Here is a 25,388-nt window from a genome sequence, read left to right as displayed (position 1 = left end):
CTTGTTAAAAACATTAATTTATGAATCATAGCTAAAAGAGGATAGGATGACATGCAGGATTCTCATACTTGAGGATGTCCCCCTTGACGTCGAACTGATGGAGAGGGAGATAAGTCGCTCAGGAATTGACTTCATATCAGAAACGGTTGAAGGTGAGGAGGACTTTGTAAGGGCACTTCATGAATTCAATCCAGATGTTATACTGGCTGACCATTCACTACCATCCTTTGACGGCCTCTCTGCCCTGGCAATAGCACGCAAGCTGTGTCCAGATGTGCCTTTCATATTCGTAAGTGGAAAGATAGGTGAGGAATTCGCTGTGAAGGCACTTAAGAGTGGGGCCACAGATTATGTTCTTAAGAGCAACTTCTCAAAGGTTCCAGTTGCAATAAGAAGAGCCCTCAGGGAGGTTGAAAAGGAGAGGGAACTTGAGAGGACAAGAAGGTCCCTCGCAGAAAGTCACTGGCAGCTAAAGGAGGCTCAGAGGATAGGTAAGATCGGAAGCTGGCAGTGGAATTTTGATTCAGAAACACTTTCATGTTCCGATGAGGCCCTGAGGATACTTGGAATCAGAAAACAGGATTTTGGGGGCACCCTTCATGAGATGGTATCAAGGATCCACCCGGAAGACAGGGAGTCATTCATTGATTCAATCACAAAAAAGGAGCCATTTGAGGGGGAGTACAGGGTGATGAGGGATGAATCAGTGGCATATGTACTCTTCAGGGCAAAGGTACTCTATGACTCCCGCGGGAACCCCACATCCATGATAGGAATAAAGCAGGATATAACAGAGGACAAGAATATCAGAGAATCCCTGGAGGCTTCCCTGAGGGAGAAGGAATTCTTGATGTCTGAGATACACCACAGGGTCAAGAATAACCTTCAGCTTATCATAAGCCTCCTGAGGCTCCAGTCCAGGTACATATATGATGAGAAATCCCTTGAGATATTCACCGAGTGCCAGAACAGGGTGCGTTCAATAGCCCTCGTACATGAGAGGTTCTATGGCTCCAGAAACGGGATGGCCGTGAACCTATCTGACTACATTGAGGAACTCCTGGGTGAACTTAAGGGCATGTGCCGCGGCAGGGATGTGGTGTTCAGGGTGAACCTGGCTGAAATTGAGGTGGGGATCAACACAGCGGTTTCCATTGGTCTGATAGTCAACGAACTTGTAACAAATGCCATAAAGCACGGTACGGGGGATTCAGGGGAGATAAAAGTTGAACTTGAATCATTCAAAGGTTCAGGGGTCCTTATGATTGCCGATGATGGTTCTGGCTTACCCGAGGACCTTGACCTTTCAGATCCTCCAGGTTTCGGTCTCAGACTGGTTAATTTCATGTTAAGCAGAATTAAGGGCTCAATTTCGGCAGAAAATCAGAATGGCGCAGTATTCCGGATTACATTTGATCTTGGTGGTTGATGATGAAGAGAAGGGTTGTCATTGTGGAGGACGAGGAGCTGGTGGCCCAGGATATCAGGGTTATACTTGAGGGTGCGGGCTATGAGGTTCCTGCGATATTTCATTCGGCTGAGGACCTCCTTGAGGGAATTGAGGACCTCCAGCCAGACTCCATAATAATGGACATCATGCTTGCCGGTGAAATGGATGGGATAGAGGCTGCGAGGATCATAACAGAGAAGATGGACGTACCCATAATATACCTCACAGCCTACAGCAGCAACGATATCATCAAGAGGGCCGGTGAAACAGAGCCCTACGCATACCTGCTGAAGCCATTCCATGAGAGGGACCTCAGGGTGAACCTTGAGATGGCAATCCACAAGCATGAGGCAAAGAGGAACAGACTTAGGCTCATCCGTGAGAGAACCCTGAATGAATACCTTAAGAGGTCAATAGCTGAGAAGGAAGCTCTTCTCAGAGAACTTCACCACAGGGTCAAAAATAACCTTCAGCTTATCATAAGCCTCCTTTCACTTCAGATAAGGTATGCTGAGGATCCTGCCATGGAGTACTTCTTCAGGGACTACGTTAACCAGCTGAGGTCAATTGCGGTTATACATGATAGGGCGTACCCATCAGGTGGCAGCCACATTATTGATTTTGGTGATTACCTCAGAAGCATCTCCTCCCAGCTTCTAGAATCATATGGAGCATCATCATCTGTCTGTCTGGATATAATGGCAGATGATGTGCGCCTGAATATGGACACTGGGGTCCCACTGGCACTCATAATATCGGAACTGATATCAAATTCACTGAAACATGCATTTGAGGGTGAGGGGAGGATAACGATTTCCATTGAAAAAATGAATGGCTCATACCTGCTGGTATACACCGATGATGGAAGGGGACTCCCTGATGGAATAAAATTCCCGGATGGGGGGTCCTTTGGGTTCAGGATGATTGAAAACCTTTCCATGCAGCTTGGGGGAAATATAAGGGTGGAAAAACCTGAAAGGGGAGTTAAGTTTACATTTGAATTCACTGAACAGGTCTACAGTAACAGAATGTCATGATAAAATAAATCTTTGATGCCCAGAACCATTTCAGTATTCCAGGTCATTCAGGAGGTATTCGACCTTTGAGGGGAGGCTGTCATCTGATAGCATGTAGTGGACCCACACCCCTATCTTCTCTGATTTAAGGAAACCTGCCCTCTTGAGTATGTTGAGGTGATGTGAGACCGTTGGCTGGGGCTTTTCAAGGGCTGCCATGATTTCACAGACACAGAGCTCCCCTTCAGATAGGAGATGGATTATCTTGAGCCTCGTGGGGTCGGCGAGGGCCTTAAGGGCATTTGCATCCCTTTCTATTTTATCATCATCAGGTAGCCTTTCAAGCCTTTCCTTAAGTCTCTCAATCTGTTCAGGGCTTGGCTTATCTGCTGAACATGTCCTCATAACGATTACCTAGCATTTCTGTTTTTTGCTGTGGACCACCAGTACAGGGACGGTTGAGTGCCTTACAACCTTCTCTGAGACACTCCCCAGAATGAACCTTTCAAGGGCGTGCTTTCCTGAAGCACCAACGACTATGAGATCAACACCTTCCTCATCAGCGACCCTGAGGATGGTATCTGCAGATGGTCCCTCAAGAATCATCTTTCTGACCTTAACTGAGCCTTCCATGGAACTGGCCAGTTCTTCAACCCTCTCTAGGACTTCCTCGGATTCCCTTCTGAAGAGTTCTGTAACCTTCCTTGTTAGTTCCTCAACCGGGAGATTCTGGAGTGCCTTTGTTTCAGTAACTGAGAGTGCTATGAGCTCTGCCTGGTTCTGCCTGGCGGTTTCAATGGCGTATTTCGCAGCCTTCATTGAGCATTCAGATCCATCTGTTGCAAGCAGTATCCGTTTATACATCTTTTACCTCCAGATAATTCATCCATAAATACTTTAAAGTTTCTCCTTAAGGTTCCGGTAGAGTGCCGTGAGTTTATCCCTGTAAATGGATCTTATTTCGGCCTCTTCACTGGAGAGGGGTTTTATGGGAATCAGGTCCATGAGAATATCTCTTTGAGGGTAGCTGTAGAATGCTTCAACCGCACCGAGGGTCATTGATGAGACTGCTGCCTTGGCCTCTTTGGTGTCCATCCCGAATTCCACGGCCAACCTTTCAAGTTCATCCAGCTGGAACCATAGATAGGTGGGGCCCATTGCAGTTATAATTGCGTATGCCTCAAGTTTTTCCTCATCAACCTCTGGAAAGTCTCCTAAAGCGTCAAAAATTGATTTCAGATTTTCTTTATCTGATTGGGATGCTTCACTGGATATGCAGAATGGGTTGTATCCCCTGTTGATGATTGATGGGGCATTGGGTATAACCCTCGCAACCTTCAGGTGGTTCATGGCTTTCTGCATGTAACCCATGCTTATTCTTGGTGCAAGGGATACCACCATGGAATCCTGGGGCGGCTTTATATTGGTGAGGACCTCCTTCATGGCAGGTGGGTGGAGCGCCAGGAAGATCAGGTCCCCCTCAGCGTCTCTGCAGTCGGTTGATGTATTAACACTGAAGTCTTCCTCCAGACTCTTCAGTGTTCTCCCATCGGTGTCACAGACCATAACGTCCTCTGGAGTCCTCCCGGCCCTCTGAAGGCCTCCAAGGATTATTCTTACTACCCGCCCCCCACCAATGAATGATATTTTCATTTAGATCATCATCTCATTTTTCTTTCACAGTCCATACAGTAATCTGTGTCCCTGTCGGTTTTGAATAGTTTGCCGCATCCCCTGCAGTTAACATACCTGAGGCCTGATTTTTTCTTTTCAAGGATACCTGTCTGGCATGCGCAGGCCCTTGAGGAGATCATGGCCTTTATTTTACCCTCAAAACCCTTTTCTTCCTTGACCATTGAATTCACCATAAAAGTGGATCAGGAGAGGATCTTCATTATCTCCTCCTTTGAGGCTACCCTTCCCATGATTTTGAGTTCACCGTCAACTGCAAGTCCAGGGAGGGCTGTGAGTCCCGCTTCGAGTATCTCATCCATGTCCTTTACCTTCTCGAACTCTGCATCTATTCCCAGTTCCTTAACGGCTTCCCTTGCATTTTTCTCAAGCATCTGGCAGTTTGCACATCCTGTACCGTATATCTGTATCTTCATCTTATCACCTCAATCATATTATCAGGTTGAATAGGTAACCTGTAAGTGTTATGGAGACTGCGAGTATTGCTATGAATGTCCCAAGGAGCCTGGGCTTCATAACCTTCCTGAGGATTATCATTTCAGGGAGGGATAGGGCTGTTATTGACATCATAAGTGCCAGGGCGGTTCCTGCGGCCATTCCCTTTTCTATGAGTGCTGATATGAGGGGTATGGTACCCGCTGCATTTGAATAGAGGGGGACACCTATGAGCACAGCCATGGGAACTGCTAGGATGTTGTCTGAACCGGCATATTGCAGCAGGAAATCGGATGGTAGATAGCCGTGTATCCATCCGCCTATGGCTATCGCGACTATTATGTAGGGTGAGACCCTGCGGAGTATATCCTTCATTTCGTTTTTTGCTATGATGTACCTTTCCCTGAGGGTTGGTTTAGGGAGCTCAACATCGGCTGTGCCCAGCGCCTTCATCTTCTCAAGTGTCTCATAGACGTAGTCCTCAAGCTGGCTTTCCATTTTGAGTTTTCCTATGAGCACACCGCCAATTACCGCTATTATGTACCCTGATATGATGTAGAATGCGGTTATCTGCCATCCGAAGAGTCCCAGTAGGAGCACTATTGCTATTTCGTTTATCATGGGTGATGATATGAGGAATGAGAACGTGGCTCCCAGGGGCACGCCAGCCTCAACGAACCCTATGAATAGTGGGACCGCAGAACATGAACAGAATGGTGTTATTATACCTACAAGGGCTGCAATGAAGTTCCCTGTATACTTGTGCCTCTTTTCAAGGATCTCTCTGACCCTGTTGGGGGGTATGTATGTCCTTATGAATGATATGACGAATATGAGTGTTGCAAGGAGGATGAATATCTTTATGGTGTCGTATATGAAGAAGTTAACAGCGCTTCCCAGGTGTGACGCGGGTTCAAGCCCAATGAGATTGTAGGTTACATAATCGGCAAATTCCTGTAACAACCTTTAACCTCCAGATCAATATATTCAAATCTATGGATAGATTGCTGTTGTAGTTTATATAATTTTTGGTATCAGACACCACTCACTGAGATAACCCGCTGGAAAAATAAGATTGAAGCTAAAGGAGCTTTGCACGATCATAAACATTTTTAAGGGTCTGCATATCCACACTGGTGTAGATCTGGGTGGTTGAAAGATTTGAATGGCCCAGAAGCTGCTGTATGGCCCTTATGTCCACACCATTCTTTAGGAGATGGGTTGCAAAGGAATGCCTGAGGATATGTGGGGTCACCTTCTTGTTTATACCGGCCTTCCGGGCGTAGTTCTTTATCATCATCTGGACGTACCTCGGTGTGAGGGGGTCCCCGAAGCGGTTGAGGAAGAGGTACTCACTCTCATGGATCCTCCTACTGAGGTACTCCACAAGGAGGTCCCTTGTGCTTTCATCAAACAGGACTATACGATCCTTATCACCCTTACCCCTTATCCTTATTGTCCTATCACCCATGTCAATATCATTGACCTTGAGTGAAACAAGCTCAGAGACCCTGAGACCCGAAGAATAAAGGAGCGAGAGTATCAGTCTGTCCCTGGTCTTTATGAACCTCTTAATGGGTGAACCATCATCTGAGAGTTCAACGGCATTGATGAGCCTCATAACCTCATCCTCATTGAGGGACTTGGGTAGGGACTTCGTCCTTTTGGGAGCCTTGACCTCCTGCAGGCAGTCTATTTCACTGAACTCAAAGAACTTCTTGATAACAACGGTAACAAGATAAATATAGTTCTGGGTGACATTCTTATCCCTCTTAAGGTACTGTATGTACCTCTTGAAGGACCTCAGAACCCTTCTATCATCGTAGAGGTCATCTTCCTCCATCAGAAATTCGTAGAAATTTTTAACAATTGACCTGTAGGTTTTGATGGTGTTGGGGGAGTAGTTCCTGATTTCAAGTTCCACAAGGTAGTCCTCAATGAGTTCCGGGAAATTGTAGCGTTCAAGAAGACCTTGTTTTTCCTCTGACTCTCTCTTCATGTTCATGGTATCTACCATAAATGCCCACTTAAATCTTGCGGATCAGTGGCATATCACATGTAGCTTCGATCTATGTTCTCACTGTTATAACTTTGATGTGACATCCTCTGTGAACTTGAGAGGTCCTTCTCAAGGGCCTTCTCATAACTCTTGTACCTCCTGAGGATCTGGTCCTCAATGGAAACAGCCTTCCTTATTGCAACCTCCATGTGCTTGGTCTCGATGTATTCGCTGCCATCCATTACCGCAAGGTCCCCGGCCATCCTCACAACACCACCGAGGTCCCTGAGGCGGAGTGTAAGGGCATCGTCCATGTCATCAACGGCCCTGGCCCTTCTCCCTGCCTCCTCAATAAGGAGTTCCACGGCGGCAGCCCGTGCATGGGGTATCTTTCCATCAAGCTCTATCTCCTGTGCAACAAACTGCGCGATTTTTGCCCTGTTCTCATCGGTATCAGGCATGGTGGTATTTAGGAGAAGCTCATAGCCCTCCCCCTGAACCCTTGAGCGAAGAGGGGGGAGTATGTACTGGAGATCAGCGATGTTACAGGCACCCACGAATATGAAGTCACAGGGGACCTCATCGACCTTAACTGAACTCCCGGCGCTCTGGGGGTTTCTACCGACTATTGGGAATGTCTTATCCTGCATGGCAGTGAATATGAACCTCTGAAGGCCTGCTATGTGGACTATCTCGTCTATGAAGAGCACGCCCTCATGGGCCTCGTGGATTGCCCCGGGGACCACACGTTCATAGGGCTGGGAACCCAGGTCAGGATGTCCCCCGTAGGGATCGTGGCGTACATCACCCAGAAGTTCGGTTTCACTTGCCCCTGTGGCCTGAATGAAGGTTTTCCTCTCAAGGGGGACTATGACGTTCCTGGGTTTCTCTTCAACCATCTGCCTCCTCTTTTCAAGGGCCCTCTGATCAAGGACCTTGATGCTGTCTCCGCCAACCCTCTCGTAGATCACAACCTCCTCAACACCATCCATGATCCTGGTGGTTGTGACCCTCTTCTGGGGCACGCTGAGGCTCCCTGAACTCATCTCGAACATACCGAGGAGGTCCCCGATGTGCTTCCGCCTCGCCTTAATGTGGGAGAACTTATCACCGCCACATTTTGGGCAGATGCTGTTGTAGGCGCTGCTGTACTCGCCGCAGTGTATGCACTTGAATCCCAGGCGTTCCGCAACAGCCTCGGGGACACTATGGGGGTCTATGAGTTCACCCTCAGCCCTTTCAATCTCAAGGATTTCATCCTCTATTTCCTTACGGCTTTTAACCTCAACGAATGGCCTTTCAGGCCTTTCAGGGTTGTGAACAACTGTTATCTCCTCTGATGGTTCAGGGAGGTGAAATGATATTGCCTGTGCAAGCAGGGACTTTCCTATACCTGGCGGTCCCACGAGAAGCAGGTGCCGCCTCTGCTTTGCAGCTATCTTTATCATGGGCATGACGTCCTCATGCCCTATGACCCTCTCAAGGGGATCTTCAGGTATCTTAACGTCTTCTGTTGTGTTTATATCCTTCAGGTACTCACGGTTCATGTCGACATACATTTTGATGCCTTCTATGGGTTCAGGTGTGGCCTGTTATGAGTTTGAGGTTGTGGGGTTTCTTGACAATGTCCCCACTCCTCACAGCCACAAGGTATCTGAGGCCCTTCTCAAATGAGAGGTCAACAAGGCGCTGTGTTATCACGCCATCAAAGACCACCGCGTAGGGGTGGTTGTTGACGCGGCTGAGTTCATCGTAGAGGTTCTCAACCTTGACCTCCTTCAGTATGTTGAGGGCGTCATCCAGTATCTCAGCATTTCCTGTCCCCTCAAGTTCCTTCAGGATGTTCCGAAGGAGCACCATCTTGTCCTCTGATTTCTTCTTCTCCTTCTGCATCCCAAGGTCATGGTAGAACTGCTCAACCGGCACCTTGTTTCGGAGGGCCATCATGATCTCATCCTTCTCAAGGTCCTCCACCTCCTTGCCCTTGGGTGCCCTTGTGACGTAGTCTATGTCCCCCACTTGTAGGAGCTCCTTGAGGATGAGTTCACCGCCCCGGTCACCATCTACAAAGGCCGTTACAGTTTTTTTCTTTGTGAGCTCGGCAACGGTTCGGGGTACACTGACCCCCTCAACTGCAATGGCATTCTTTATACCGTACTTAAGGAGGTTGAGGACGTCGGATCTTCCCTCCACCACAAGTATGGCGTCTGAGGTCTCAACATTGGGCCCTGCTGGAAGCTTTTCCTCACCGTACTCTGTGATTTCATGGACCCTCATGGCCTCCTTGACCTCTTCGATCATTCTAAGGCTTTCAGGGGTAACCTCCTCCATCATACTGGCGTATATCTCCTTGGCCCTCTCAACGACCCTTTTACGTTTAACCGCACGGACGTCCTCAACCTTTGTGACCTGAATGTAGGCTTCACATGGTCCGACACGGTTTATTGTTTCAAGGGAAGCTGCAAGGATGGCGGTTTCAACGCGGTCAAGGCTTGATGGGATGATTATCTCCCCCTTTGATTTACCACCCCTTGATGTAATGTTGACCTTGATCCTCCCGATTCTACCTGTTTTCTGGAGTTCCCTGAGATCCAGGTCATTGCTGAGAAGACCTTCAGTCTGTCCAAATATTGCCCCAACAACATCATGTTTCTCAACGATTCCGTTAGCATTAATTTGAGCATGAATGAGGTATTTGGTTGTACTTATTTCTTCTTTTCCCATGTAAACCCTCCTTTGAGGAATGAACTGGTTATCAAATTGAAAAATATGATGATAACAGTTTTCAGATATTATCAAGGGGGTACGGGCATACCTCCAGCTTCAGCCTTTCTATGTATGATGGAAGGCTCTGTATGTCCTTGATGTATTTTCTGGTCATTCCCATGAGTCTTCGCCGTATTCTGAGGTCTGGATTCGCTCCAAGGCTCTGTATATCAGTGTACAATCTTTTTGCAAGTTCACTGCCCTTCCTGTCAAAATCTGTAAGTATGATAACCCTCGAGGCACTTGCTGCCCGGAGGGCGATTTCAGAAAGTCCCATCATGGAACCTGAAACCTTTATGAAGGGTCCCTCGACACCCAGTTCCCGCAGGGCCTCCTCGTCCTTCCGGCCCTCGATGAGAATGGGTACTCCAAGTTCTCCTTGATATTTAAGTTCATTTATTTCATGGGTTATTTGCTGAAGCTTTATAAGAGACATATTAAGCCCTTTCAGTAGCTTGATAATATCTATATTTTATATGGAGATACTGATATATAAAATAATCACAGATGTCCTGCTCTGGAATGGGACTATATTTAAATATCCTTTCTATCATAATACCCATATCATTTTAAAGAATCATGGAGGAAAGATGGTGGCTAAGGGCCTTATAAGAATTGTTCTGGATATACTAAAACCACACGAACCCATAATACCTGAATATGCCAAGTACCTGAGTGAACTCAGGGGCGTTGAGGGTGTTAACATAACCCTCATGGAAATCGATAAGGAGACAGAGAACATCAAGGTCACGATTCAGGGAAACGACCTGGATTTTGATGAGATAACAAGGGCCATTGAGAGTTATGGGGGCTCCATTCACAGCGTTGACGAAGTTGTAGCTGGAAAAACCATGGTAGAAGAAGTTACAACTCCCCAGGATTGATTATATGGCCATAAAGGGCATAAAACCCATTGAACGCCTGAGAAGTTTCCGCAGCCCAGGGGATCCCCTGAGGCTTCTTTCTGACATATCGGCCCCCCAGGTTTCAGATGCACTCAAGGCGGTGGCTGGTATAAATGGGGTTATACCCTCCATAAAGCCCGTTAACAACCTCCGGCTCTGCGGATGGGCTGTGACCGCAAGCACATCAAGCGGTGACTGGGGGACCTCGGTAATGGCCATAGACGCTGCAGGTAAAGGTGATGTTGTTTTCATAGGGACTGATGGCGATGATATGGCTGTCTGGGGGGAGCTCACATCAAAAACAGCCATGGCTAAGGGCATAGCAGGTGCTGTGGTCTATGGATCCTGCAGGGATAGGGATGCCCTCCTTGAACTTGACTTCCCGGTATTCTCCAGGGATTATGTCCCATGCGCCGGGGAACCCCTCGCAGAGGGGGGGCTAAACGTGACACTCGAGTGCGACGGTGTCAGAGTTGAGAGTGGAGACCTCATATTTGGAGATGAATCTGGAGTGGTCGTTGTTCCCGCTGAAATTGTACCTGAAGTTGTTCGTGCGGCAATGGAGATCCGAAAGAAGGAATCATCCATCAAGGAGAAACTTGCTGAGGGTTTCACCCTTTCTGAGATTCTTGGATTGAAGTAGTGGGTTTCCATGGGAGAGAGGGACGTTTTTGCTTACATCGGGGAGAATAAGCGTACCATAATTCTCTCCTTCATTGCTGTTGCTGTTCTCATATTCATCATAGGATTATTTGCAGGCTTTGGGGATATTCTGAGGGCCCTTGAGAGGACCAGCCCCTATTTTCTTGCACTGAACTTTCTTCTGGAGGCACTTATACTTGTGCTGTGGACGGTGAGATGGCGGCTTATACTGAACCTGGTTGATGATGCTCCCTCGTTTCCCAGGCTCATGATGCTTCTTTTTGCAAGCATCTTCGGTAACAACATAACCCCGGGGGCCGCAGGTGGCGAGCCACTGAGGGCATACCTCCTGCGGGAGGTTGAGGGGACCCCATTTGAGATAGGCTTCGCGTCTTCAACGGCAGACAGGGTCTTTGAGTTCATACCCTTTGCGGTTATATCAATTCTCTCAGCGGTCCTCATCATGACCTGGAGCATATCCATCTGGACGAGGGTTATTGTGAGTATTCTCATCTTTTTCACAATCGCATTTTTCTCAGCTGCAATCTATGCAGGAATGAACCGTGATATTGCCCAGAGGCTTGCGCTTTCTGTTGTGAGAAGAGCTGTGGAGTGGGTTTCAAGGTTCAGGAAGGGTGATATCAGTTTCTCCAGAATACATGAGAGGGTCATATTCTATATAAACAGGTTCAGTGAGGGCTTTTCAACGGCGATAACTGATAAGAGGGTCTTTATAGCCGGTTTTTTTGTTTCGCTTGGAATGTGGGCCCTTGACGTTTGCCGACTCTATGTTTGCTTCCTGGCGGTTGGGGTTTCACCACCTGCAGTGCCCCTTATAATAATCTACACAGTGGGGATCCTGATATCACTTTTACCGCTTCTACCCGGATCCCTTGGACTAAGGGAGGGTATACTTGTGGGTCTATTTGCTGTTGCAGGGATAGGGGCTGATTATGTCATGGCTGCCAGTGTGGTTGATAGAATCGCAAGTTACTTTGCACCCACCATTATAGGTTTTCTCGCGGCGCTGTACTACGGGAGATACATAATGGCCCCTGGGGATTAACTCAGGAAAACCATGCACATCCCTGTACATCAAACGCTATTTTAATATAAAATTATCGAAACATTTATATAGTAGTAAGTAAAGAGTACACTATATAAAATTTTCGGTGAATTATGAAGAATTTAGGGAATATTTCACATGTCTCCAGCAAGGGAAGAATCATAGTACGTTCCACCAGAACACCGCAGCTTGGAGCACCTGTTTTTACTTCTGAAGGGAGAATGATAGGGAAAGTGCACGACATCTTCGGTCCAACACGAAATCCATACATATCAGTAAAACCAGTTCGTGCAATAAAACCTGAAAAGTTTGAGAACCGAGCTGGAGAGACTTTATACGTGGGTATAAAGAATGTGAAAAAATGGGGGCGAAGGAAACGAAGGAGAAAATGAGGTCTGATGTTTCTGAAATAGAGAAGGAAACAAAATGCCCTGAGTGCGGCTCCGAGGATCTCAGGGGCGACTACGAAAGGGCTGAAATAGTATGTGGAAAGTGCGGTCTTGTCATAGACGATAACCTGGTTGACATGGGTCCAGAATGGAGGGCCTTTGACCATGAACAGCGTGACAAGAGGACAAGGGTGGGGGCACCCATAACCTACACCATACACGACAAGGGTCTATCAACCATGATAGACTGGAGAAACAAGGACATATATGGAAGGGACATCCCCGCAAGGAACAGGGCCCAGTGGTACCGCCTCAGGAAATGGCAGAGGAAGATAAGGATCTCAGGGGCCACAGAGAGGAACCTCGCATTTGCCCTGAGCGAACTCGACCGCGACTCCTCAAGACTTGGGTTACCGAGAAGCGTCAGGGAAGCCGCATCAATGGTCTACAGGAGAGCCGTTGAGAACAAACTCATCAGGGGAAGAAGCATTGAAGGGGTGGTTGCAGCGTCACTATACGCGGCATGCAGAAGCTGCAATGTCCCTAGAACACTTGATGAGATCGCAGAGGTTTCAAGGGTCAGCAAGAAGGAGGTTGGAAGAACCTACAGGTTCCTGACAAGGGAACTCAACATAAAGCTGCCGCCAACATCCCCTGTTGACTACGTGCCAAGGTTCGCAAGTGAACTTGGCCTCTCAGGGGAGGTCCAGTCCAAGGCCATTGAGATCATAGAGATGGCAATGGAGAACGGCCTCACATCAGGCAGGGGTCCCACCGGTGTTGCAGCAGCAGCCCTCTACATAGCCTCAGTCCTCCTAGGGGAGTGCAAGACCCAGAGGGACGTTGCAGAGGTTGCAGGTGTAACCGAGGTGACAATAAGGAACAGATACAAGGAGCTCACAGAGCAGCTTGATCTTGGTGTGACACTCTAGTTACACCAGAAACAATTTTTAATGAGTTTCTATCAGAATCTTTCTTTGCTCTGGTTTTTTGGGAAATTCAGAATAAATTTTTTATATTCTGTATACCGGTTCTGAAATCATGGATTTTTCAGATAGACAATACAATATTCCATTTTTTTAAATTTATCGGCCCTTCAGAACTTAAAAATAAGAAAAACGGCTGAATAACTTCAGGAACGGTTCTGCAGTTTAACATCCCCCTGAACATTCATCTATTGCCCTCTTAAGGGCATCTATTATCTCGTTGTTACCCCCATCATATTCCTCAAGGTTCCGTCTGTAGACGTCAAGTCGCCCAAGGAACCTCTCAAGGGTCTCCCTTTCTGTCTCCTCATGGAATTCACCGTAGCCCAGCTTCTCAAGGTACACCGCATTGAGTATCTGCTCGAACTGTCCCTTAACAGGAACACTGTACACTGGCTTTCGCAGGTAGAGGGCCTCACTTATCAGGGTGAAGCCGCCGTTTGTTATAACCGCAGCCGCAGACTCAAAGTCACTGAAGAACTGGTCCTCATTGAATCTCCTGAAGGTGAGGTTCCCATCCACTTCATCCCTGTCGAAGCCGTATACGATGAATTCCCTGTCCAGGCTCTTCAGGATATCAGTGAGCCTCCTGTTTGACCTGCTGGTCTGGTAGACCAGCACATGGTCCCCATAGTAAGGATCGAGATTCATTATCTCTTCTCTCAGGACAGGAGGATACATGGATACCTTTTTGGGGTTTTTAACCTCAGGGAAGAAGTAACTGGTTATGAGATATCGCCTGGGCCTCACAATGAATGACCTCACAACGGCCTCAGCCTTGATCTTGTCCCGCCTGAATTTCTCAGGGTACTCTATCCGGCACTGGGTTATGACGTGCATGTTGTCTATGCTTATTAGGGGTATCCTGAGCATGTTGCTTATGACACTGGCATAGAACTCAAAGTCAGACACCACAACATCCGGCCTGAAATCCTTTGCTATCCTGTAGAGGAGTTTGAGGTTCTCCTTGAGGTCCCTGGGGAATGTTTTCATGGCCTTCACGAATGTTTTGATGTCATTTACGCTGTTATCCTCATAGACCGTGTTGAAGCCGTATATCTCATGGACATTATCGAATTTACTGCTCAGGTACTTGTAGGCGCGGTCACTTGCAAATATGAGGACCTCATGGTCCTCTGTTAGCCTGTCCAGGATCACCCCACTCCTTATGGCGTGTCCCATTCCCTCACCACAGACAGAGTAGAGCACCCTTCTTTTTTCCTTGCTGTATCCGAATTCATATTTGAGGTCACCTGCACTCACCTTCTTTCCCATGAAGTCATATACCGTGCTCTTTGTGTACTTGAATGCCAGGTTCCTGAGGCCCTCCTTTTCAAGCCTCCTTATGGATACCAGAAGTCGGGGTTTCCTCAGAACCCGGAACCTGCCTATCTTACCTATGCGCTCAATGTAGTCGGTATCCTCCCCGAAGTCAAGGGATTCATCGAAACCACCAACCCTTTCATGAAGTTCCTTACGGGTGAGTATTCCATAGCAGCCTGCCCCGTGGGGTTTAATGGATTCAACGAGTATCATGAATCTGTTTGCAAATTCGTGGAGTATCTTGTCACGCCTTCTGGTGGAGAGGGGTATCATCTGGGTTATGGCGATTCCCAGGTCCTCTGATTCGAATTCCTCCACGGCATCCCTGAGGTACCCGTCGGTGAGGACAAGGTCGGCGTCCAGAAAGAGGAGGAGTTCTCCCCTGGCGACCTCGGCCCCCCGGTTTCTACCGGCTGCGGGCATGCCACCCTCAACCACCCTGCAGCCGTACTCCTCTGCAATTTTTCTGGTATTATCCTCAGAGTCTGCATCTGCCACTATAACCTCGTAGTCTGTAAAGTCCTGTTCCCTTATGCTCTCAAGCAGCGCCGGTAGATATTCCTCCTCATTGTAGGTCGGTATGATTATGCTGAGTTTCATCCATTATCCTCCTTCAGAAGAATGAAAAGAAGTTCCATGTCATGAAGAACCCGCTGCATCTGCCATCAAGGCGGCGGGTTAACCTGTCAAGGAGCACCATCTCGTTCTGTTCCGGTGAAAGTTTCAGTATCAGCTTATCACCCTTTCTCTCCTCTGAGATAACATGGAGCCCCTCAAGGCTGGGGGTGCCGGATGGCTCAATGATGGTGACCTCATAGTACCCGGGCACTGACCCCATGATTCCAAGGAGCACCCTCAGAACCACCAGTGAGGCTATTATGAGGGCCGGGATTTTAAGGTTGCCTGGGCTGAAGGGGACCCTGAGGGCGCTCATACCTATAATCCCGGACAGCCCGACAAGTGCGGGGGTTGAGAAGAGTCCCCCGTCTATTACACCTATTATTGTGGATGCTGTGGCGAATATGACTATCGCCACGTGGAAATCCCTCCTGTCACCTGTTGATAGAAGCCCAAGGATGTATATCAGTGTGATTGAGATGATTGTAACCGGCAGAAGGAATGGGATGTGACCTGCCAGTGATGAACCTGTATGGATGCCTGATGAGACAGGCACCACAAGCCCCGTGATGGGGCTGAGGCTTGCTTTGAATACATGGGAGTGGGTCAGACTCGTTGAGGCAGCTGGGTTCATTGATATGAAGGTCGTGAATGGTGATACGCCCATTTCAAGGCGGATTGCCACCTCAACTGCAAGGCCCGTTAGGTATGTTACAAATGCTACAATCGCCGAGATGTAGAGGTAGGTGTTCTTATCGAGGCCTTGAGGGCCAAAAACTCCACCCTCCCTGAAGAGGGGTGCAAGGAGGAACATGGTCCCCATTATGGTGAAGAATATCACATCCTTGCCCTCTGAGGAGCCCATGAGGAATACGTGTGTGAATGGTGTTATTATGGGGTCGAGGATGTCTGTGGTGAAGAGTGTGATTGCCAGTGCAATGAAGATTATGCCGGCTGCCATGAATCTGTCTGATCTCAAAGTTATTCACCAGAAGAAATTAATTTAATTAGCAGGGAGAGATATGGATCTTGTCACTTATAAATTAATCGTGGTAATGATTGATGACTGAACACCTCAGGTTATAAGATGGATCCGGTATTCTATATTGCGGCACTTCTTCTTACAGGCATAGTGGCTGGACTTGCAACGGGCCTCCTGGGTGTTGGTGGAGGCTTCATAATAGCGCCGGTGCTCTTCTTTTTAATGGAGTCCTCAGGCACACCAGAGGATATTGCAATAAGGACAGCCTTTGCAACCAGCCTTGCAGTTATTCTCCCAGCTGCCCTCACAGGGGCTTACTCACATTACAGGAGGGGCTGTGTTGATGCAGGCAGGGCCATACCCATGGGGGCTCTCGGTGTATGCGGAAGCATCCTGGGGGTTCTGACTGCCACATCATCACCTGCAGGGGTCCTAAGGGCGATATTCGGTTTGCTCCTGATCCTTGTTTCACTGCAGCTCCTCCTGTCGTCCCGGATTTCGCCCTCCCATGGGAAGAGGAATGCCGCCATTTCACTGGGCTTCATCGCAGGTTTCCTCTCAGGTCTCCTTGGCATAGGTGGTGGAGTGGTTCTCGTACCACTCCTCGTGCTGGTTGGAGGTTTTGATGTTCTTGAGGCTGTCGGGACATCCTCGGTTGTGATTGCGATGACCGCAGCATCAGGCACAGTCTCCTATCTCCTCAGCGGACCGGGGGGCCAGTTTTCTGTGGGATACGTTAACCTGGTCCAGTTCATGGCCATTGCATTCATGAGCGTCCCGGCCTCACGTCTTGGTGTTATGGCGGCCCACAGGATTGACGTGAGGTACATAAGGTACCTTTTCATAGCCCTGCTCCTTGTCACGGGCTTCAGGATGATCCTTTAGGTTTGAGTAGTCCTGCTTCTTGTCAGGGGCTTCATGGTGATCCTCAGGTTTATGTAAAAATCAGATGAAATTTCATAAAATATATAAAATCAGATGAACATAATAACAGACCGGTGAGATGATGCTGAAAAAATGGATGGGTCTCCTCTCGGTTATTCTCGGTATTGTATTTCTTGTATCTCCGATCTCAGGTGTAACAGCCATAAGCATACTCACGGGTCTTGTGCTCTCGGGCCTTGGCGTGTGGATGCTTGCAAATGCCATCATGGCCAGGAGGTACATGGAGGTGGGGGTACTCTGGATGATATTTGCAGTTATAACCCTCGCAGTTGGCCTTATGCTGGTATTCAGGGTCTTCCTCATAAATCAACTTGCCGGGGTCTGGCTTTACGTTACAGGCATCCTCCTGCTTGTTGCGGCGATACTGATACTTGCAGCGGGTTCCCAGAGTTACCTGAAAAGAAATGCCGGTATAATCAGCGCCATCCTGGGGGTCATATACATCCTTATGGGGGCGCTCTCATTCAACCCTGCCTTCGTGGGTGTCGCAGTTGGTCTTATACTTGTTGTTTATGGGGTGGCGGTGCTGAGGTCACCATGAGCCACCCGAATAAAATCAGCTACCTTTTTATTGAGAGCACAACCCACACCACAATGAAAAGCGCGAATACAAGGTAGAAGATTGTCCTTGTTCTCCTCACCCTCTGCTGATTCTTTGATAGGATCTCCTGGCACCTCTCTGAACAGGTCACCTCATCCATGGGTATGGGGGTGCTGCATACAGGACAGTGCTTGTGCGGTTCAACCATTCTCTTTACCTCCATTTTTTGATGAATTTAAACTTCTAAATTTATTCAGGGATAACAGTGGTTCCTATCCCACCTGATGAATTTAGGTTTCCACATTTATTCAGGGATAACAGTGGTTCCTATCCCACCATCGATTGCCCGCAGGAGGTTCTCAGGGTCACTGCCATTGGCTATGATGGTTTTTATCCCTGACCTCTTTATCATCTTCAGGGCTGTATGGTCAAAGAACTCGTAGGTGCCGGCCTTAACATCAGATTCGCTGAGGTGCTCCAGCATCTCACTGGCGCTGATCTCAGGGTAGAACCTCGCATCCGGGTACTTCTGGGGGTCCCTGTCATAGAAACCGTCAACCGATGTGAGGTTTATCATGAGGTCGGCCCCAACGGTTTCAGCCAGTATCGCCCCAACTGCGTCGGTGCTGTGGGCAGGCTCCGTACCACCCATTACCACTATTCTGCCCGAAGCTGCAAACCTGACGGCTTCCCTGAAGTTTTCAGGTACAGATGGGTACGCACTTTCACCCAGGGCTGTTATCAGGACCCTTGCATTTAACCTGGTGACATCAATTCCTATATCATCGCACTGGGCCTCCCCCGCCCCCAGCTTCCTTGCAACCCCTATGTAATCACGGGCTGGTCTGCCACCACCCACAACCACAAACAGTTCATGTTCATTCCTCAGTGAATTCAGAATATCGGCATATGCCCTGAACATTTCATGTGTGAATTCACTTATCAGGATTGATCCTCCAATGGTAATAACAATTCTCATAACGATCCACCGCGAAAATTAGTTGACTCTTCCTTTCCAGTTATGATTGAATCCACTTATATCTTTTCTCCCGCCATCCAGTAAACTTTATAATTACCCCGCCCCATATACAGTTACAGTTTATTTTATCATTTTCATGAGGAGTGATTCATAGTGAGTGAACCATCATCAAAGGAGCTTTTCGAATTCAAGAGAACCCTCCAGGAACTCTCGGATAAGAGGGGAAGGGGGACAGAGCTTGTATCGGTATACATACCCCCAGACAGGCAGATCAGTGACGTTGCAAAGCATATGAGGGAGGAACTGAGCCAGAGCGCCAACATCAAGAGCAAGCAGACCAAGAAGAATGTGCAGTCAGCAATTGAGGTTATAATGCAGAGGCTGAAGCTTTTCCCGAGACCACCCGAGAAGGGCCTTGTGATGTTCGTGGGAATGGTTCCCAGGGGAGGTCCCGGCACAGAGAAGATGGAAACCTACGTCTTCGAGCCACCTGAACCCATAAAGACCTACATATACCACTGTAACTCGGAGTTCTACCTTGAACCCCTGAAGGAGATGCTTGAGGAGAAGGAGACCTATGGTCTGGCTGTACTTGACAGGAAGGAGGCGACCATCGCAACCCTTAGGGGTAAGAGGATAGACATCCTCAAGACCCTAACAAGTGGCGTGCCAGGTAAGCACAAGGCGGGCGGTCAGTCCCAGAGGAGGTTCGACCGCCTCATAGACCTGGCAGCCCACGAGTTCCTCAAGAGGATAGGTGAGCACATGAACGAGGCATTCCTCCAGATAGAGGACCTCAAGGGCATCATCCTCGGGGGCCCCGGCCACACCAAGGAGGAGTTCCTGAACGGGGACTACCTTCACCATGAACTCAAGAAGAAGGTCATAACCACGGTGGACACATCGTACACAGGGGAATTTGGTATCAGGGAGGTTATCGACAAGTCCATGGACGTCCTGAGTGAAATTGATGTGATGAGGGAGAAGAAACTGGTCCAGCGCTTCCTCAGGGAACTCATAAATGAGGATGGACTTGCATCCTATGGTGAGAGGGAGGTCCGACAGCACCTCCAGATGGGTGCAGTTGAGGTTCTCCTTCTCTCAGAGGACCTCAAATACCAGAGGGGAACCTACGAGTGCGCATCGTGTGGTCACAGCATGGAGAAGACAGGTAAGGATCTACCGGACACCGAAATCTGTCCATCATGTAACGATCAGATGAGGCTCTCAGACAGGAGGGATATGATCGATGACCTGGTTGAAATGGCTGAGGAGGTTGGAACCGAGGTTGAGATCATATCAACAGAGACAGAGGAGGGCATGCAGCTCCTGAGGGCCTTTGGGGGTATAGGGGCGATACTGAGGTACCGCCCCTGATCATTCAGAGGGTTAATGGAACCCTAAGGGATCCCAGAATGAGTATGATGTGAAGGGGGCCCTCCAGGTCTGCAATGAGTGTGGCTACTTTTATGTCCATCTCCCCTTTCAGGTGCAGGTAAAGTCCAGTGTAGATGGCAAGGATCACTGCAGCGACACCGATTCCAGGTACAAGTCCAAGGAGAATGCCAGCACACAGAATAACAGCTTCAGTCGCGTTTATAACCTGCAGGATAACTGAACTCCTATTTTCACCGTAAACTGCAGGAAGTGTTTTGAGTCCCTTCAGCCTGTCTGATTCAACATCCTTATAGTCACTGAAGGCCGTGTTCACATATACCTTCAGAAAAATGAAGGTGAACACCACGAGGTGGGATGCTGTGAGGGCATGGGGAGCTACGGGTATAACGGTCCATGAACTCCATATGAGGCCCAGGTAGATATTTTTAAAGCCTGTGATCCTTCTGGTGAAACCCTTGAAGAATCCCGTGTAGAGAACCCCCGCCACCAGAAGGATTACAGTGAGGGTCGCCATGAGCGGATCCCTGCACATACCAAGCAGAAGGATGAGTGTGGCTGCACAGGATGCAATAATCGGTTTACCCCACCGTTCGCTGAAACAGGATCTCCGGGGGTCCGTGAGTGAATCTACTTTGGAGTCTGCAAGGTAGTCGTAGGCGTACACCGTGAGGGGGAGCATGAAGGATATCAGTGCAGTTATGGGGCTGCAATGTCCTTCGAGAAGTGTTGAGGATGCCAGAAGAAGTGATGGCCCCCAGAGCGCCGGAAGAATTCCACCATAGACGAAAAGGTCTTTCAGGGTTGAAAGAAATTCCCTTAAAATTTTGACGTTTTTCAGAAAACCGGTTTCATATAAATGGCCTGACATAGTATTAACTATGTTTAAATGAAACCTTATCGATATCTACCAATTATTATCTGAAAAGGTAATTCAAAATTGGATGATATTGTGGTAATCTTTTAATCAATCATCTGATCCGCCAGCCAGTGCCAGGGAGATCGCTGAATTCATTTAAAAAATGGAGTTGAGTATACAGGTGTCTGAAGGACACATTTGACTGGATGGGATGATATTCTGAGGTTTAAAACCAGTTAAAAGGTTAAATACGGCAAAAAACCAAGAAGAGGTTTTTAGGATAAAACCTCAGACTTTTAGAGAATAAGAAAAGTCTTTGGGATGATTAGGTTAGGTTGGGATAAATGAGATTGGGGCAGTTATCAGCCAAGCCTGCTGACCCTTATGAGTGACTCAACAGGTACACCATCAACCTCTGAGATCCCCTTCTTATCTATGAGGACGGTGACAGCCAGGGGTTTTGCTCCCTGCTCCCTGAGGACCCTTACAACCTCACCTATGGTCCTCCCGCTGGTTATCACATCATCAACAACCACAACCCTCTTGCCCTTCACCTTTGCAAAGTTGCTGCTAATGGCGCCCTCTGCCCCCTCATCCTTCCTGTGTTTCACGGGGTGGAAGACGGCAAGGGATGTTTCAAGACCTGTCTCAGCCCCCATGACATCTGCCATGAGGGTGGCGAATGGTATTCCGCTTATGGCTATACCGAGCACAACATCTGCAACACCGTACTTGAGTGCCATGTCTGCCATTGCAGCCGAAACATACCTCATACGGGATGAACTGCCACCGAGGCTCTCCCAGTTAATGGCAAAATCCACAGGGACCTCCTTTGGGGAAACTGAACTGGCGGTCTGAAGCGTCAGCCACCTGGCAGTATCCTTGGATACGTTCAGTTCATCTGCAATTTCCCCTGTTGTAAAACCCCTTTTCCTCAGTTCCCTGGCCTTCTTTATAAGTTCATTCTCCATTACAAGCACCTCAAATATCACCGTTAAGTTTCACGGGCCTGTGTTCCCTCGCAGATTTCATGGCTGCAAGTACAGTTCTAAGGGCGTATATGCCGTCCTCACCGGTTATCTCAGGCTCCTCATCGTTGATAACCGATGAGAGGAATGATTTGATTTCATTCCTGAGGGGTTCCTCATGTTTGATCTGGATGTCCTGGGCGAATTTACCGTACACATCCAGTTTCTGATCGATATAGTCAACGTTTATTATGCCATCTGTTCCTGTGATGGCGAGCTTCCTCCTCTTGTAGGGTGTGAGCCAGTTAACCTCAAGTATCCCTGTGATCCCGCTTCTGAACTTTGTCATTATCTCTGCATGGTCCTCATACTCACACTTCTCGAGTATGCTGCCCATGACCGCATAGACCTCTGCCACAGGTTCGCTGAAGAGGTAGTGCATGACATCAAGGTCATGTATCGCCAGGTCAATTGTAACACCAACGTCCTTTATCCTTGGGGGGAATGGGCCGACCCTCTTTGCAGATGCAGAAACCACGTCCCCTATCACATCATTCTCAATTAACTCCTTTGCCTTCTGAACAGCAGGGTTGAACCTTTCAACATGCCCTGTCCCCAGCTTCAGACCCTTCCTACGGGCTGTTTTCACCATCTCCTTGGCCTCTTCAAGTGTGAATGCAATGGGCTTTTCCACAAGGACGTGTTTATCGTGTTCAAGGGCGTCCATGACCACACGGTAATGGTGGGTGGTTGGCACGCAGACACTGACTACCTCTATCTCTGGTATCTCAAGGAGGTTCTCGTAGTCCACATAACCTACAGCATCGTACTTGTTGGCAACCTTCTGGAGTGTTCCCTTCATTATGTCGGATACGGCCATGAGATTCGCATTTTTAAGTCTGTAGTAAACCCTGGCATGGTTGTAACCCATGGCTCCAACGCCGATTACACCCACATTTATCTTTTTCAAATATAATCCTCCATTTCTTTGGCAGCTTTTTTACCGATTTCCTCTGCTTTATCAACAGATCCTTTAACATTAACTCTTTTGAGTATCTCACCATCTCTTGTTAGAAGAACAGCATAGAGATTGATCTTTCCATCAGAGGCCCTTGCTATAACCCCAAGTGGGCACTGGCAGCCGGCACCCAGTTCTCTGAGGAGAGTCTTCTCGGCTGTGACCTCCTGGTGGGAGGGGTAATGGGTTATTTTCTCAATTGAAACCATCAATTCGCTGTCCCTTCTTGTTATAACAGCCAGAGCCCCCTGCCCAGCGGCGGGTGTGAAGTATTCCAGTGTGAATCTTTTTTTAATGTAATTTTCGAGTCCTAGACGCTTTAAACCCGCCTCGGCCATTATGGTTGCATGGACCTCCCCTTCCATCACCTTTCGTATCCTGGTATCTATATTTCCTCTTAGGGGCTCCATCTTAAAATTTTTTTGGTGGTGATTGCAGAATGCTTCCCTCCGGAGACTGCTTGTTCCAAGTTTAGCAGCAGGGGGAAGTTCATCCCAGTCAAAACGGGATACAAGAACCTCATTGGGGGATTCCCGTGGGGGTACCGCTGCGATCACAAGTTCGGGGTCAAGGTCACTGGGGACGTCCTTGAGGCTGTGGACGGCAAAGTCAACCTCCTCCTCAAGGACTGCTATGTCAAGTTCCCTTGTGAAGAGGCCCCTTGAGTCCATACTGTAAAGCTGGGAATCCTTTATCCTGTCACCCTTTGTCTTTATGATTCTCCTTTCGATTCTTTCACCGCAGATTTCGCTGAGCATATCAATGACGTGGTCGGTCTGCACCAGTGCCAGGCGACTCCCCCTTGTTCCAGCTATCAATGAATCATCTCCAGTAAACGTTAATCACTTGAAAAATTTATGGCATCCTATTTATAAGTTTTTAAAAAGTCACGGTTATTAAAAAAACCCAATTTCTGACTACATACGCCTGCGTTACTCATCATCTTCTTGAGAGGTCACGGTACTCTGACCTGTAAATCAGGATCACGGTTTCATGTTCAAGGGCAGCCTTCAGTGCATCATCAGGGGACTTAAAGTAGGGGCTGTTTTTACGGGTTTTTCTCATTATACTGTACCCCAGTTCATCGGTGAACATGATGTTGAGGTCACTGAATTCTCTGAGAACTCCAGAGAGTCTGTCCTCATCTATATCCTCACAGGTAACCCCGTACCTTCCACCTATGATCACGGCAGGATCAGGGAGGTCCTCTGCCATTTTCAGTGTGTACTCGACGGCCTTCACATTCAGACCAGGGTTCACCTCCTCTATTATGCTTGAGCCATCCAGTTTTCTGATTGATGTGCGGCCAGGTATCCCCTGGAAGCCCTTAACCCTCCTCCGGATGTCCCTCACATCCAGGTTAAGTGTGAGAGCGGCGCTGACCGCGGCAAGGACGTTTGATAGATGGTGCTCTGCCGGTGCAAATGTTTCAATTCCAAACTCTGTGTTGATCCGGTCACCATCAATGGTCTTAAGGTCCTCCACACTGACACTGGCCACCGTGGAATCAAGGCCGTACCTGATATCGGTGGCATGGACACTGGCACCAGCATCAACCGAGAATGTGTTTGTTTTATCCCCAAAATTCCGGTAGTACCTGTTGAATGCCTGAAGGTCGCAGCAGACCATTCTGCTTTTGAATATCTGCCTCTTGGCGGAACTGGCCCTTGATGTGCCCCTTCTTATGGTGTAGTCCTCGGCTATATTTGTCAGCACACCCACATCTGCAAGGCCCGTGCCACCAAGGGAGACCTCAAAGATGGCTGAACCATAATCACGGGGACCTGCAAGCTTCACGGTCTCAATCATACTGGCGGGGGTTATGCTTATATCCCTCCTCAGGAGTTCAGAACCCGCATAGGACCCCAGGCTGCTCAGGATGAGAGGATTCAGGTTCTCCATGATCTTTCTGAGTATCCATACCGCGCTGGTCTTACCCTTTACGCCTGTAACCTCAACCACAGGTATCCCACGTGCTTCCTTCCAGGGGCCCAGCAGAAGGCCTGTTATCTCATGGTGGGTTATATCTGCTTTAACCGGGCAGTGAACAGGTGCTATTACAGTGGATCCAGTAACGGGACCATCGACCTCATCGATGCCCATTTCAAGGAGCATTTCATGGTCAGAGCCCTTCAGTGTCCCGTATATGTCCCATGCCAGGACATGGTCCGCTATTTTTTTCAGTTCACGGGCAATGGTAACTCCACCATGTGTGAGGTCAACAACAAGGGGTTTTGAAACATTTTTCAGATCTTTGGTCATCTGTATAACCTTTTAGGGGGTTTTGGAATACTATTAGAGATATTGGTCATCTGTATAACCTTTTTGGGGGTTTTGAGATGGTTTTGAGGTCTTTGGGCATCTGTATAACATTAGTCCAGTTAAATGGCTTTGGTTAACCATTGAGACCACAA

29 protein-coding genes are annotated in these 25,388 nt (G+C 48.3%); 10 read left to right on the top strand and 19 right to left on the bottom strand.

The window, feature by feature from the left end; all coding sequences use genetic code 11:
- Positions 1 to 46: 46 nt before the first annotated feature.
- Together MTBMA_RS06320 and MTBMA_RS06315 are read left to right on the top strand one after the other, a co-directional pair.
- Positions 47 to 1,429, top strand: a complete 1,383-nt coding sequence (locus tag MTBMA_RS06320; protein ID WP_013296106.1) for a sensor histidine kinase — start codon at positions 47 to 49, stop codon at positions 1,427 to 1,429.
- A gap of 2 nt (positions 1,430 to 1,431) precedes the next feature.
- Positions 1,432 to 2,487, top strand: a complete 1,056-nt coding sequence (locus tag MTBMA_RS06315) for a histidine kinase dimerization/phosphoacceptor domain -containing protein (protein WP_238523356.1) — start codon at positions 1,432 to 1,434, stop codon at positions 2,485 to 2,487.
- 30 nt (positions 2,488 to 2,517) lie between these two features.
- Here MTBMA_RS06315 and MTBMA_RS06310 read toward each other — a convergent pair whose 3' ends face one another.
- The 10 genes from MTBMA_RS06310 to MTBMA_RS06265 all read right to left on the bottom strand — a co-directional run bounded on the left by MTBMA_RS06310 (position 2,518) and on the right by MTBMA_RS06265 (position 9,794).
- Positions 2,518 to 2,871, bottom strand: coding sequence for an ArsR/SmtB family transcription factor (locus MTBMA_RS06310; RefSeq protein WP_013296104.1), 354 nt, complete (start codon positions 2,869 to 2,871; stop codon positions 2,518 to 2,520).
- A 9-nt stretch (positions 2,872 to 2,880) separates the two neighbouring features.
- Positions 2,881 to 3,330 carry a universal stress protein gene (locus tag MTBMA_RS06305; protein WP_013296103.1) on the bottom strand — a complete coding sequence of 150 codons (450 nt, stop codon included), beginning with the start codon at positions 3,328 to 3,330 and terminating at the stop codon, positions 2,881 to 2,883.
- Between the two features lie 33 nt (positions 3,331 to 3,363).
- Positions 3,364 to 4,119 carry a pyrroline-5-carboxylate reductase family protein gene (locus tag MTBMA_RS06300; RefSeq protein ID WP_013296102.1) on the bottom strand — a complete coding sequence of 252 codons (756 nt, stop codon included), beginning with the start codon at positions 4,117 to 4,119 and terminating at the stop codon, positions 3,364 to 3,366.
- An 8-nt stretch (positions 4,120 to 4,127) separates the two neighbouring features.
- Complete coding sequence (locus MTBMA_RS06295) at positions 4,128 to 4,322, bottom strand: hypothetical protein (RefSeq protein ID WP_013296101.1); 195 nt, start codon at positions 4,320 to 4,322, stop codon at positions 4,128 to 4,130.
- A gap of 21 nt (positions 4,323 to 4,343) precedes the next feature.
- Positions 4,344 to 4,574 (bottom strand): MTH895/ArsE family thioredoxin-like protein, encoded by a 231-nt coding sequence (locus MTBMA_RS06290; protein WP_013296100.1) that lies wholly within the window; start codon positions 4,572 to 4,574, stop codon positions 4,344 to 4,346.
- A gap of 13 nt (positions 4,575 to 4,587) precedes the next feature.
- Complete coding sequence (locus MTBMA_RS06285) at positions 4,588 to 5,556, bottom strand: permease (protein ID WP_013296099.1); 969 nt, start codon at positions 5,554 to 5,556, stop codon at positions 4,588 to 4,590.
- Between the two features lie 118 nt (positions 5,557 to 5,674).
- Positions 5,675 to 6,610 (bottom strand): site-specific tyrosine recombinase/integron integrase, encoded by a 936-nt coding sequence (gene xerA, locus MTBMA_RS06280; RefSeq protein WP_013296098.1) that lies wholly within the window; start codon positions 6,608 to 6,610, stop codon positions 5,675 to 5,677.
- A gap of 35 nt (positions 6,611 to 6,645) precedes the next feature.
- The gene (locus MTBMA_RS06275; RefSeq protein WP_013296097.1) at positions 6,646 to 8,151 is read right to left on the bottom strand and encodes an ATP-binding protein; all 1,506 of its coding nucleotides are present in this window, start codon (positions 8,149 to 8,151) and stop codon (positions 6,646 to 6,648) included.
- Positions 8,152 to 8,170: 19 nt separating this feature from the next.
- Positions 8,171 to 9,316 carry a DNA primase DnaG gene (gene dnaG / locus MTBMA_RS06270; protein WP_013296096.1) on the bottom strand — a complete coding sequence of 382 codons (1,146 nt, stop codon included), beginning with the start codon at positions 9,314 to 9,316 and terminating at the stop codon, positions 8,171 to 8,173.
- Positions 9,317 to 9,377: 61 nt separating this feature from the next.
- The gene (locus MTBMA_RS06265; RefSeq protein WP_013296095.1) at positions 9,378 to 9,794 is read right to left on the bottom strand and encodes a toprim domain-containing protein; all 417 of its coding nucleotides are present in this window, start codon (positions 9,792 to 9,794) and stop codon (positions 9,378 to 9,380) included.
- Between the two features lie 154 nt (positions 9,795 to 9,948).
- Here MTBMA_RS06265 and MTBMA_RS06260 point away from each other — a divergent pair, with 154 nt between their 5' ends.
- From MTBMA_RS06260 to MTBMA_RS06245, 5 genes are all read left to right on the top strand, one after another.
- Positions 9,949 to 10,242: a DUF211 domain-containing protein gene (locus tag MTBMA_RS06260; protein WP_013296094.1), complete on the top strand. Its 294-nt coding sequence runs from the start codon at positions 9,949 to 9,951 to the stop codon at positions 10,240 to 10,242.
- 4 nt (positions 10,243 to 10,246) lie between these two features.
- Positions 10,247 to 10,906, top strand: a complete 660-nt coding sequence (locus tag MTBMA_RS06255; protein WP_013296093.1) for an RraA family protein — start codon at positions 10,247 to 10,249, stop codon at positions 10,904 to 10,906.
- 9 nt (positions 10,907 to 10,915) lie between these two features.
- Positions 10,916 to 11,971: a UPF0104 family protein gene (locus MTBMA_RS06250; RefSeq protein ID WP_013296092.1), complete on the top strand. Its 1,056-nt coding sequence runs from the start codon at positions 10,916 to 10,918 to the stop codon at positions 11,969 to 11,971.
- Positions 11,972 to 12,084: 113 nt separating this feature from the next.
- The gene (locus tag MTBMA_RS08915; RefSeq protein ID WP_013296091.1) at positions 12,085 to 12,363 is read left to right on the top strand and encodes a Gar1/Naf1 family protein; all 279 of its coding nucleotides are present in this window, start codon (positions 12,085 to 12,087) and stop codon (positions 12,361 to 12,363) included.
- The gene (locus MTBMA_RS06245) at positions 12,360 to 13,292 is read left to right on the top strand and encodes a transcription initiation factor IIB (RefSeq protein ID WP_013296090.1); all 933 of its coding nucleotides are present in this window, start codon (positions 12,360 to 12,362) and stop codon (positions 13,290 to 13,292) included. Before MTBMA_RS08915 ends, MTBMA_RS06245 begins: the two co-directional genes overlap by 4 nt.
- Before the next feature lie 219 nt (positions 13,293 to 13,511).
- Here MTBMA_RS06245 and MTBMA_RS06240 read toward each other — a convergent pair whose 3' ends face one another.
- Both MTBMA_RS06240 and MTBMA_RS06235 read right to left on the bottom strand, forming a co-directional pair.
- Entirely contained in the window at positions 13,512 to 15,269 is a 1,758-nt protein-coding gene (locus MTBMA_RS06240) for an MJ1255/VC2487 family glycosyltransferase (protein WP_013296089.1), read from the bottom strand.
- A 13-nt stretch (positions 15,270 to 15,282) separates the two neighbouring features.
- On the bottom strand, positions 15,283 to 16,266 hold the full coding sequence (locus MTBMA_RS06235; RefSeq protein WP_013296088.1) for a hypothetical protein: 984 nt from the start codon (positions 16,264 to 16,266) through the stop codon (positions 15,283 to 15,285).
- Positions 16,267 to 16,374: 108 nt separating this feature from the next.
- Between MTBMA_RS06235 and MTBMA_RS06230 the strand changes: the two genes are divergently transcribed.
- Together MTBMA_RS06230 and MTBMA_RS06225 are read left to right on the top strand one after the other, a co-directional pair.
- Positions 16,375 to 17,154, top strand: a complete 780-nt coding sequence (locus MTBMA_RS06230; RefSeq protein WP_013296087.1) for a sulfite exporter TauE/SafE family protein — start codon at positions 16,375 to 16,377, stop codon at positions 17,152 to 17,154.
- A 121-nt stretch (positions 17,155 to 17,275) separates the two neighbouring features.
- Complete coding sequence (locus MTBMA_RS06225) at positions 17,276 to 17,755, top strand: DUF308 domain-containing protein (RefSeq protein ID WP_013296086.1); 480 nt, start codon at positions 17,276 to 17,278, stop codon at positions 17,753 to 17,755.
- A 19-nt stretch (positions 17,756 to 17,774) separates the two neighbouring features.
- Here the strand turns inward: MTBMA_RS06225 and MTBMA_RS06220 are convergent, their stop codons facing one another.
- The gene (locus tag MTBMA_RS06220) at positions 17,775 to 17,978 is read right to left on the bottom strand and encodes a DUF2116 family Zn-ribbon domain-containing protein (protein ID WP_147671685.1); all 204 of its coding nucleotides are present in this window, start codon (positions 17,976 to 17,978) and stop codon (positions 17,775 to 17,777) included.
- A gap of 81 nt (positions 17,979 to 18,059) precedes the next feature.
- Positions 18,060 to 18,734 carry a UMP kinase gene (pyrH, locus tag MTBMA_RS06215; RefSeq protein ID WP_013296084.1) on the bottom strand — a complete coding sequence of 225 codons (675 nt, stop codon included), beginning with the start codon at positions 18,732 to 18,734 and terminating at the stop codon, positions 18,060 to 18,062.
- A gap of 153 nt (positions 18,735 to 18,887) precedes the next feature.
- Here pyrH and prf1 point away from each other — a divergent pair, with 153 nt between their 5' ends.
- Positions 18,888 to 20,111: a peptide chain release factor aRF-1 gene (gene prf1, locus MTBMA_RS06210; RefSeq protein ID WP_013296083.1), complete on the top strand. Its 1,224-nt coding sequence runs from the start codon at positions 18,888 to 18,890 to the stop codon at positions 20,109 to 20,111.
- 4 nt (positions 20,112 to 20,115) lie between these two features.
- Here prf1 and MTBMA_RS06205 read toward each other — a convergent pair whose 3' ends face one another.
- The 5 genes from MTBMA_RS06205 to cfbE all read right to left on the bottom strand — a co-directional run bounded on the left by MTBMA_RS06205 (position 20,116) and on the right by cfbE (position 25,236).
- Positions 20,116 to 21,000 (bottom strand): UbiA family prenyltransferase, encoded by an 885-nt coding sequence (locus tag MTBMA_RS06205; RefSeq protein ID WP_013296082.1) that lies wholly within the window; start codon positions 20,998 to 21,000, stop codon positions 20,116 to 20,118.
- A 350-nt stretch (positions 21,001 to 21,350) separates the two neighbouring features.
- Positions 21,351 to 21,959, bottom strand: coding sequence for an orotate phosphoribosyltransferase-like protein (locus MTBMA_RS06200; RefSeq protein ID WP_013296081.1), 609 nt, complete (start codon positions 21,957 to 21,959; stop codon positions 21,351 to 21,353).
- 10 nt (positions 21,960 to 21,969) lie between these two features.
- On the bottom strand, positions 21,970 to 22,926 hold the full coding sequence (locus tag MTBMA_RS06195; RefSeq protein ID WP_013296080.1) for a Gfo/Idh/MocA family protein: 957 nt from the start codon (positions 22,924 to 22,926) through the stop codon (positions 21,970 to 21,972).
- Positions 22,923 to 23,792 carry a hydroxymethylbilane synthase gene (gene hemC / locus MTBMA_RS06190; RefSeq protein WP_013296079.1) on the bottom strand — a complete coding sequence of 290 codons (870 nt, stop codon included), beginning with the start codon at positions 23,790 to 23,792 and terminating at the stop codon, positions 22,923 to 22,925. The genes MTBMA_RS06195 and hemC overlap by 4 nt, the downstream gene beginning before the upstream one ends.
- A gap of 121 nt (positions 23,793 to 23,913) precedes the next feature.
- Positions 23,914 to 25,236, bottom strand: coding sequence for a coenzyme F430 synthase (gene cfbE / locus MTBMA_RS06185; RefSeq protein WP_013296078.1), 1,323 nt, complete (start codon positions 25,234 to 25,236; stop codon positions 23,914 to 23,916).
- Positions 25,237 to 25,388: the final 152 nt, after the last annotated feature.

Source organism: Methanothermobacter marburgensis str. Marburg (assembly GCF_000145295.1).
In the GTDB taxonomy this organism is placed as follows: Archaea; Methanobacteriota; Methanobacteria; order Methanobacteriales; family Methanothermobacteraceae; genus Methanothermobacter; species Methanothermobacter marburgensis.
Note: the sequence above shows the minus strand (reverse complement) of the source record. Positions and strands in the feature narration are given on the sequence as shown.

What these genes read in the sequence shown, in the direction of transcription:
- MTBMA_RS06320 (WP_013296106.1), top strand. Translation starts at nt 47, where the DNA reads ATGACATGCAGGATTCTCATACTTGAGGATGTCCCCCTTGACGTCGAA.
- MTBMA_RS06315 (WP_238523356.1), top strand. Translation starts at nt 1,432, where the DNA reads ATGAAGAGAAGGGTTGTCATTGTGGAGGACGAGGAGCTGGTGGCCCAG.
- MTBMA_RS06310 (WP_013296104.1), bottom strand. Translation starts at nt 2,871, where the DNA reads ATGAGGACATGTTCAGCAGATAAGCCAAGCCCTGAACAGATTGAGAGA.
- MTBMA_RS06305 (WP_013296103.1), bottom strand. Translation starts at nt 3,330, where the DNA reads ATGTATAAACGGATACTGCTTGCAACAGATGGATCTGAATGCTCAATG.
- MTBMA_RS06300 (WP_013296102.1), bottom strand. Translation starts at nt 4,119, where the DNA reads ATGAAAATATCATTCATTGGTGGGGGGCGGGTAGTAAGAATAATCCTT.
- MTBMA_RS06295 (WP_013296101.1), bottom strand. Translation starts at nt 4,322, where the DNA reads ATGGTCAAGGAAGAAAAGGGTTTTGAGGGTAAAATAAAGGCCATGATC.
- MTBMA_RS06290 (WP_013296100.1), bottom strand. Translation starts at nt 4,574, where the DNA reads ATGAAGATACAGATATACGGTACAGGATGTGCAAACTGCCAGATGCTT.
- xerA (WP_013296098.1), bottom strand. Translation starts at nt 6,610, where the DNA reads ATGGTAGATACCATGAACATGAAGAGAGAGTCAGAGGAAAAACAAGGT.
- MTBMA_RS06275 (WP_013296097.1), bottom strand. Translation starts at nt 8,151, where the DNA reads ATGTATGTCGACATGAACCGTGAGTACCTGAAGGATATAAACACAACA.
- dnaG (WP_013296096.1), bottom strand. Translation starts at nt 9,316, where the DNA reads ATGGGAAAAGAAGAAATAAGTACAACCAAATACCTCATTCATGCTCAA.
- MTBMA_RS06265 (WP_013296095.1), bottom strand. Translation starts at nt 9,794, where the DNA reads ATGTCTCTTATAAAGCTTCAGCAAATAACCCATGAAATAAATGAACTT.
- MTBMA_RS06260 (WP_013296094.1), top strand. Translation starts at nt 9,949, where the DNA reads ATGGTGGCTAAGGGCCTTATAAGAATTGTTCTGGATATACTAAAACCA.
- MTBMA_RS06255 (WP_013296093.1), top strand. Translation starts at nt 10,247, where the DNA reads ATGGCCATAAAGGGCATAAAACCCATTGAACGCCTGAGAAGTTTCCGC.
- MTBMA_RS06250 (WP_013296092.1), top strand. Translation starts at nt 10,916, where the DNA reads ATGGGAGAGAGGGACGTTTTTGCTTACATCGGGGAGAATAAGCGTACC.
- MTBMA_RS08915 (WP_013296091.1), top strand. Translation starts at nt 12,085, where the DNA reads ATGAAGAATTTAGGGAATATTTCACATGTCTCCAGCAAGGGAAGAATC.
- MTBMA_RS06245 (WP_013296090.1), top strand. Translation starts at nt 12,360, where the DNA reads ATGAGGTCTGATGTTTCTGAAATAGAGAAGGAAACAAAATGCCCTGAG.
- MTBMA_RS06240 (WP_013296089.1), bottom strand. Translation starts at nt 15,269, where the DNA reads ATGAAACTCAGCATAATCATACCGACCTACAATGAGGAGGAATATCTA.
- MTBMA_RS06230 (WP_013296087.1), top strand. Translation starts at nt 16,375, where the DNA reads ATGGATCCGGTATTCTATATTGCGGCACTTCTTCTTACAGGCATAGTG.
- MTBMA_RS06225 (WP_013296086.1), top strand. Translation starts at nt 17,276, where the DNA reads ATGCTGAAAAAATGGATGGGTCTCCTCTCGGTTATTCTCGGTATTGTA.
- MTBMA_RS06220 (WP_147671685.1), bottom strand. Translation starts at nt 17,978, where the DNA reads ATGGAGGTAAAGAGAATGGTTGAACCGCACAAGCACTGTCCTGTATGC.
- pyrH (WP_013296084.1), bottom strand. Translation starts at nt 18,734, where the DNA reads ATGAGAATTGTTATTACCATTGGAGGATCAATCCTGATAAGTGAATTC.
- MTBMA_RS06205 (WP_013296082.1), bottom strand. Translation starts at nt 21,000, where the DNA reads ATGTCAGGCCATTTATATGAAACCGGTTTTCTGAAAAACGTCAAAATT.
- MTBMA_RS06200 (WP_013296081.1), bottom strand. Translation starts at nt 21,959, where the DNA reads ATGGAGAATGAACTTATAAAGAAGGCCAGGGAACTGAGGAAAAGGGGT.
- cfbE (WP_013296078.1), bottom strand. Translation starts at nt 25,236, where the DNA reads ATGACCAAAGATCTGAAAAATGTTTCAAAACCCCTTGTTGTTGACCTC.